The 7,326-nt window shown below is 42.5% G+C and carries 4 protein-coding genes; 2 read left to right on the top strand and 2 right to left on the bottom strand.

Going from position 1 to position 7,326, the window contains the following annotated elements:
• A partial coding sequence (locus tag AC1U9U_RS14470) for an FAD-binding oxidoreductase (RefSeq protein ID WP_479961260.1) occupies positions 1-1,655 on the bottom strand: 1,655 nt, incomplete at its 3' end.
• Between the two features lie 330 nt (positions 1,656-1,985).
• Between AC1U9U_RS14470 and AC1U9U_RS14465 the strand changes: the two genes are divergently transcribed.
• On the top strand, positions 1,986-3,830 hold the full coding sequence (locus AC1U9U_RS14465; RefSeq protein ID WP_479961259.1) for an MASE3 domain-containing protein: 1,845 nt from the start codon (positions 1,986-1,988) through the stop codon (positions 3,828-3,830).
• A gap of 175 nt (positions 3,831-4,005) precedes the next feature.
• Here the strand turns inward: AC1U9U_RS14465 and htpG are convergent, their stop codons facing one another.
• Complete coding sequence (gene htpG / locus AC1U9U_RS14460; RefSeq protein ID WP_479961258.1) at positions 4,006-5,847, bottom strand: molecular chaperone HtpG; 1,842 nt, start codon at positions 5,845-5,847, stop codon at positions 4,006-4,008.
• Between the two features lie 155 nt (positions 5,848-6,002).
• Between htpG and AC1U9U_RS14455 the strand changes: the two genes are divergently transcribed.
• A partial coding sequence (locus tag AC1U9U_RS14455) for a DNA recombination protein RmuC (protein WP_479961257.1) occupies positions 6,003-7,326 on the top strand: 1,324 nt, incomplete at its 3' end.

Here is a 7,326-nt window from a genome sequence, read left to right as displayed (position 1 = left end):
TTGTCATTGATAATGACTCCGGGATTCAGCAGATTATGCGGATCAAAAGCAGACTTAATTCGCCGCATCAACTGATAAGCCTTGCTTCCCCACTCCAGCTCCACAAAAGGTGCCATATTGCGGCCTGTGCCATGTTCTGCTTTTAAAGAACCGTTGTACTTTTTAACTACAAAGTCATTGACCTCATCCATTAATCCCTCATAGCGAGCGATTTCCTCATCGGTCTCAAACTTGGGGGTAAAGATAAAGTGCCAGTTGCCATCTAAAGCATGACCGTAAATAATGGCATCGGTATAACCAAATTTATTAAGACTGTTCCGGAGGTCTGCGGTGGCTTCCGCTAAGCGGTCCAGAGGAAAGGCCACGTCCTCAATTAAGACTGCTGTCCCCTGGGCACGGACCCCTCCTACTGCCGGAAAGATATCTTTGCGGATTTTCCAGTAGGTTTCGTATTCTTGTTTTACGGCGGTAAACTCGATGGGGAATACCGTAGGAATATCGACTAAAACTTCTGTAGCCTTCTTAATCCCTTGCTCTAACTCTTCCGGGGTAGCAGCCCGTACTTCGACTAATAGAGCTGTTGCCGTATCGGAAAGAGTCTTTAAATAATCCGGCATTCCCGGCGCATCTTCCACGGAGCGAAGGGACGCTCTATCCATCATCTCCGCAGCGGCTACAAGATCACGATTGAGCCGCATCACAGCATGACAAGCATGCTCCATATCCGGATAAATGATTAAAGCCGAGGCTTTGTGGTCATGGTCGATAACCGTTTTATATGTAATTTGCGAAATAAAACCTAAAGTTCCCTCAGAGCCGATCATTACGTGCTTAATAATCTCAATAGGATCTTGATAATCTACAAAAGCATTTATACCGTACCCGGTGGTATTTTTAATCTTATACTTTTTCTTAACCATGGCCACTAGGTCAGGGTCGGCGTTGATCTCATCCCTGATCTCTTCGATTTGCCGGATAAGCTCCTTTTTGCGTTCCATGAAGTATTTCCTTGAAGAAGGAGTGGCTGTATCAAGTACAGTACCGTCATCAAAAATGATTTGCATATCTTCGACCGTCTTATAGCTGTTATCGGAGGTACCACAGCACATACCGCTGGCATTATTGGCCGCGATCCCGCCAATCATACAATGGTCGATGGAAGCCGGATCCGGACCGATCTTTCTCTTATAGGATCTTAGATAACGATTAGCCTCAACACCGAGAATCCCAGGCTCTAGAGTAATCTTTTTTCCCTCTTCGTGGACTTTATATTCCCGCCAGGATCCTTGGAGAACCAGAAGGACAGAGTCGGAGAGGGCTTGGCCGGATAGACTGGTCCCTGCCGTCCGAAAAGTGACCGGAATCTTCATCCTCTGGGAAATGCGCAGAATCTCCCCCATTTCTTCCTTATTGAGTACTCGAATCACAACTTTTGGGATAAGGCGATAGAAACTGGCATCGATGCCATAACCTAAAGTATAGAAAGGATCGATAAATATTCGCTGGTAGGGTATGAATTGAGCGATTTCATGATAAAAATTCCGGTATTCTACCGGAAGAGTTTTAATATCCTCTTCCTTCTGCTTGAGGTTTCTGGGATCATTTGGATTAACATAATAAACCATCGGTCGTGTACCGCTTTGCCAATGGGTCATTACCTCACGTCCTTTCCTTTTTATTTGGTTAGTGTTTGCAAAATAACCGTAGAAGATTCTTCGCAATTCGTTATAAAGTATTTTATACTGCTTCGCTATTAGGAATTGATATTCCTTTATTTTAGGGGGATTTACATTATAGAAGAAAATTATTAGATATAAATAGTAGAAATTTTTTGAATACTACAAAAACCGAAAGGAAATCCGCGTTTTATGGAGAAATAATTATTCTTAATTGCCTTAAATTTAAGAAATTGTTAAGAAATTGTAAGAAAGTCATTAATGTACGAAATACTATTTCATCAAATTGTTGTGGCAGGGAGGATAAAATTGAGTTCAAAACATTCTAATTTGCAGGTTTATGGTATTATTGCTTTAGCCTTAAGTTTTCTACTTTTAAACAGATTATTCAACAACGAATTCTATTTCATAATCCCGGAACCTTACTACCTTACCACCCATATAATTTTAGAATTGTTCAGTATCTTTGTTGTTTTTGCTATTGCCGTGCAATGTTTTTTTTCTTATCCGTACACAAAATCGGAGCGCAAATTTTCCTTAGGAATCGTCTTTGTCGTTGTCGGCATTCTGAATCTCTTCCATGCGCTAATGTATCAAGGTATGCCCATCGGTATAACAGCATCAAGAGCCACTTATTTTTGGTTAATCTCCCAGTTAACTGCTGGAATTGGTCTCATACTTTATATCCTGGATTGGTTGCCAAAGAAAAAATTTGCGATGCTCATAAGTAGTATTTACTTTTTTATGGTACTCTTCACCGTGATCTTCGTGGAGCCCCTCTTGCCGGCAATGTTGACTCCAAGTGGAGGGGTAACTAATCTTAAAATAGTAATTGAATATGCAATTTGCTTTTTAAATTTTACCGCCATCATCCTAATGCGCAATAATAGATCCCTGGAAGGGCGGAGAATTAATACTCGTTATCTCGCTTACGGACTGGCTATGATCCTATTAGGGGAATTAGTATTTACTTTATACAAGAGCGTCTATGATACAACCAATTTACTGGGGCATGCCTATAAAGGTATTGGTTATGCCTTAATCTTCAGAAGTTTATACATCGCCAGCTTACAAAAACCCTTCGTAGAGGTGGAAAAATCTCTTAAACGTTTCAATCAGATTTTTCAGTTCGCCCCCATCGGTCTAGCAATTCTCAGAAAATCCGACTATCGCTATTTGGAGATCAATAACCACTTTAAGAATAATTTTAACCATATTGATAAGGATTTTATCGGTAAAACCTCACTTGAGGTAGGCTTTCCAACCGTAAAATATTATAAGATTTTAGAGCAGCTTGATAAGATGGGGAAAATCGATAATTTTGAAATTACCTTCTCTAATGACAAAACCTACCTCTTATCTGCTGAATCAACAACCTTTGGCAACGAGGAGTGTTTTATCTTCTCTTTTTCGGATATTACCGATCTAAAACATTTACAAGCCGAAATGTGCCGTCTTGACCGTCTTAACCTTGTCGGGCAGATGGCCGCCGGGATTGCCCATGAAATCAGAAATCCTATGACGACTGTCCGGGGGTACTTACAGTTAATGAGTGAAAAATCAGATGAAGAAAAAAAGCCAACTTTTGACTTTATGATTGAGGAACTTGATCGGGCTAATTCCATAATTAAAGAATTTTTATCCCTGGCTAAACCAACTGAAACTACGTATGAAGTAGCGAACTTAAATAATATTCTCAAGAATCTTTACCCACTTATCGAAGCAGATGCCTTTACCCAGAATAAGCAGATTAGCTTTCTACCGGGTGCTATCCCCGACATAAAAGTAAATCCTAAGGAAATAACCCAAATGATTCTAAACCTTTGTCGTAATGGTCTTGAAGCTATGAATAGCGGCGGGTATTTAGCCATTCAAACTTGCTATAAATATCGCAAGGTGGTTTTAGCTATTAAGGACGAGGGGCACGGTATTCCAAAGGAATTGTTGGCTAAACTCGGAACCCCTTTTTTTACTACCAAAGAAAACGGCACCGGATTAGGATTAGCCATATGCTATAAAATTGCTCGGGCACATAAGGCCACTATTACAGTTGATTCGAATTTTCAAGGCACCGAATTTTTAGTGAGTTTTCCGGTTGATGACTGTGATTCTACTCCTGATATACATAACCTTGCACAAGGTCTGGCCGAATAACCCATGAAAGCAAAGAAAACCCATTCTTAATAGCTTAAAAAAGCAGAGAAACCTCTGCTTTTTTAGCTAATCTGGAAGTATAAGTTTCACGGCGCACAAGGGCAACCAACGACTTCGCCTTTCGCAGTATGACTTAAGGCCTGGCGAAGCCGGGTTTTCTTTGAGCTTATGAGTTTTAACCCAGTGCTTTCTCCAAAATTTCATTAAGGCGATTGACCATACTCCGGGGATCCACGATAATTCCCGCGGCAATTTGGGCATTGGCAAAAAGCTGTTCGGCAGCAAGAGGAGCGAAAGAATCCTCTTGCTTCCTCAATTCATTGAGCCGCTGAATCAAAGCATGCTTAGGATTGATCTCCATTATTCCCGGGGGAACGTCTTGGAGATCCCGATTCATAAGCTGGAGCATCCTCTGCATACTGTGAGTTCCATAATGACTGAGGATAATGGCAGGGCTGTCCACCAACCGCTCGGATTCCCGAACTTCCGTGACCTTCCCGCCAAGTACTGCTTTGAGCCAATTATTGAACTCCTTCAGCTCTTCTGCCGATAAAAGGTTTTCCCCCTCCGCCGCACTGTCGGTACCAAGCTGCAAGTCCTCATGATCAGCGGAAATCAAGCGTTTCCCTTCATATTCACGGATCATATCAAAGACATAGTCATCAATGCCATCATAGGTATAGATCACTTCATAATCTTTGTTTTTAAACACTTCCAGATAGGGACCCTTTTCGATGATTTCCCGAGTGGGACCATTGATAAAGTAAATCGACTCTTGGCCTTCCTTCATCCTGCTTACATAATCCGTTAAAGAAATCAGTTCCCCTTCCCCGGTTTTGGAAGACTCAAAGCGCAACAGCTTAACTATCTCATTGCGGTGGGTAAAGTCGTTAGCCGCACCTTCTTTAAGGAAAATGCTGAACTCCTGCCAGAATTCCTTGAATTTCTCAGGTTCATTCTTAGCCTGATCATCTAGGAATTTTAAGAAACGGCTGGTTACTACTTTATTGAGCTTAGCCACCAAAGCACTGTCTTGCATAGTTTCACGGGAAATATTAAGGGGGAGCTCCTCACTATCGATTACTCCGCGTACAAAGCGCAGCCACTCCGGTAAGATGTCTTTAGCCTTCTCTTGAATAAGAACTTTTTTGCAATAGAGGTTAATACCGGTCTCCATACGCCCAAAACCGAATTTCTCCATGTTTGACTTGGGGACAAAGAGCAAGGTATTAATATTAATTGGCGCATCCGAGGAAAAGTGCATTTTCATTAAAGGCTCATCGAAAGCATTGGCGATGTACTTATAGAATTCCGTATACTCCTCTTCGCTAATCTCACTTTTATTCTTGGTCCATAGAGCTTGAACGGTATTGATTTTTTCTTCGTTCACATACACGGGATAAGGTACAAAGCTGGAATATTGTTTAATAATGCGCTTCAAAGTTTCAGCGTTAGCAAAACTCTGAGCGTCTTCCTTGAGGTAAAGGGTAATGCCGGTTCCCCGGGGAAGATCCATTTCTTCGCCAATGCTATAACTTCCTCTCCCATCGGATTCCCAGCGATAACCCTGGGCTTCCGGTTGATAGGAACGTGTGATGAGAGAGACTTTATCCGCCACCATGAAGGCTGAGTAGAAACCTACCCCGAATTGGCCGATCAGGTTTACATCCTTTTTATCTCCTGCTTCCGCCAAACGCTGAATAAAAGCCTTGGAACCGGAATGAGCTATGGTTCCCAAGTTCTCAATCAAATCCTCTTTCGTCATGCCGATACCGGAATCAGCAATAGTAATGGTCTTGGCATTTTCATCGTGAGTAATGCGGATCTCCAGGGGTAGATCCCTGTCCTTAATCTCCTGACCGGTTAATTGAATATACCTTACTTTTTCCGAGGCATCGGCAGCGTTGGAAATTAACTCGCGTAAAAATATTTCCCGATCTGTATAAAGGGAATTAATAACAATATCGAGCAGCTGCCGTATCTCTGTTTGGAATTCCTTTGTTTCAACCTGACTCATTGCTTTTAAACCCTCCATATTATGTTAAATTAATATCCACTAAATATTTTAATCAAATTTGGTCAAAGGTGCAAGGCTTCCTGAAAAATGTCGATACTTAGTGTTAAAATAGAGAAGCCGGGTTAAAATTATAAACAATTAGCGGAGGTAATTATATGAGCTTTTTACCAATTATCAATAGCGGTCTTGCCGTACTAGCTATCCTCTTATTAATTCTTATCCTAAATCAATTTGCGAAACTACAGCGTAGTAGTGCAAATACTCAAAACCTAGAAGCAAAGCTAATTCAATTAGAAAACCTAATGGTTAACCTAGGCAAACATCTTGAACGTCAGGAACGTCTTTATCAGGAAGAATTTGCTCGGAATCGGGAAGAAAATAATAACAACTCCCGTCAAGGGCGTCAGGAGATGAGCGAAGCTTTAAAACGCTTTAGTGACTCCCAACTCACTCAGACCGCCGAGATCGCCAATCTTCAACGGAGCCAGCTGGATATCTTTGCCAAGCAATTAAACAATCTATCCCAAACCAATGAACAGAAATTAGAGCAGATGCGGAAAACCGTAGAAGAACGGCTCCAGCTCCTTCAACAGGATAACTCCCGGAAGCTGGAACAGATGCGGGCAACTGTCGACGAAAAATTGACCTCTACCTTGGAACAACGCCTCGGCGAATCCTTTAAGCTGGTTAGTGATCGCCTGGAGCTGGTTCATAAAGGCTTGGGAGAAATGCAGACACTGGCCTCCGGTGTGGGGGATTTGAAAAAAGTCCTGACTAATGTTAAGACTCGGGGAACTTGGGGAGAGATTCAACTGGGCAATCTTCTTGAGCAAGTCCTTACCCCTGATCAGTATTCCAAAAATGTGGTAACCAAAGTCGGCAGCAAGGATCGCGTGGAATTTGCCATTAATATTCCGGCGAAGGATGGCAATGAAGGCATCGTCTATCTGCCCATCGATGCCAAATTCCCCTTGGAAGATTATGACCGTCTCCTCGATGCCCAAGACCAATGTGACCTTCCCCGCATCGCTGAGGCCGAAAAGGCACTGGAATACCGGATTAAAACTGAAGCCAAATCCATTCATGAAAAATACATAGCCCCACCTAGTACAACGGATTTCGGCATCCTTTTCCTCCCGATTGAAGGGCTATATGCGGAAATCATCCGCCGTCCCGGCCTCTGTGAACTACTACAAAGAGAGTATAAGGTGGTCATTGCCGGCCCCACCACCCTCGCTGCCCTGCTCAACAGCTTGCAAATGGGCTTTAGGACTCTCGCCATTGAAAAGCGCTCCAGCGAGGTCTGGAATCTCCTCAGTGCCGTAAAAACGGAGTTCGGCAAGTTTACCGAAATCCTTGAAAAAACTCAAAAGAAACTGCAAGAAGCCAGCAATACAATTGAAACCGCGACTCGTAAGTCGCGGTCCATCGGGAGAAAACTTAAAGATGTTCAGAGCTTGCCCGTTGAGGAAAGCACAG

The sequence above is a fragment of the Desulfitobacterium sp. genome, assembly GCF_982384815.1.
The sequence above is the reverse complement of the archived record's forward strand: the minus strand, read 5'-3'. Positions and strand labels throughout refer to the sequence as shown.